This window comes from Streptomyces lancefieldiae (assembly GCF_031845825.1).
Classification (GTDB): Bacteria; Actinomycetota; Actinomycetes; order Streptomycetales; family Streptomycetaceae; genus Streptomyces; species Streptomyces lancefieldiae.
Map to the genome: position 1 here is coordinate 1 of NZ_JAVRFH010000268.1, position 647 is coordinate 647.

General features: G+C 65.8%; 2 pseudogenes. Both read right to left on the reverse strand.

What is annotated here, in order from left to right:
• Window positions 1-217, reverse strand: a pseudogene (locus RM812_RS42060) (2-oxoacid:ferredoxin oxidoreductase subunit beta); the annotation flags it as partial.
• A pseudogene (locus RM812_RS42065) lies at window positions 207-647 on the reverse strand (2-oxoacid:acceptor oxidoreductase subunit alpha); the annotation flags it as partial. The pseudogenes RM812_RS42065 and RM812_RS42060, both read right to left, overlap by 11 nt.

The following is a 647-nucleotide window of genomic DNA, read 5'->3' on the forward strand; positions in this document are numbered from 1 at the left end:
TCATGTAGTACGGGAAGCGGGAGGAGCAGCCGATGCCGGAGACGAAGACGATGTTCTCCTTCGCCAGGCCGAGCTGGGGCATGAAGCCCTGTACCGCGGCCAGGATCGCGTAGTCACCGCAGCCCGGACACCAGCGCACCTCCTGGTCGGACTTGAAGTCCTTCACGGACTGTTTGGACTCGGCCCTGGGCACGAGTCTCAAGGCGTCAGGCGACATTGAGGACCTCCCGGATCACGTGAGCGAGCTGTCCCGCCTTGAAGGGCATTCCACTCACCTGGTCGTAGCTGCACGCGTCGACCAGGTACTTGGCCCGCAGCAGGGTGGCGAGCTGGCCCAGGTTCATCTCGGGGACGAGGACGTGTTCATAGCGGCGCAGGACCGTTTCGAGGTTCGCCGGAAAGGGGTTGAGGTGACGGATATGGGCCTGGGCCACCTCGATGCCCTCGCGTCGGACGTCCCGCACGGCGGCGGTGATGGGTCCGTACGTCGACCCCCACCCGATGACGAGCAGCGTCGCGTCCCCGGTCGGGTCGTCGACCTCGAGGTCGGGGACGTCGATGCCGTCGATCTTGGCCTGGCGGGTGCGGACCATGAAGTCGTGGTTGGCCGGGTCGTAGGAGATGTTCCCGGTGCCGTCCTGCTTCTC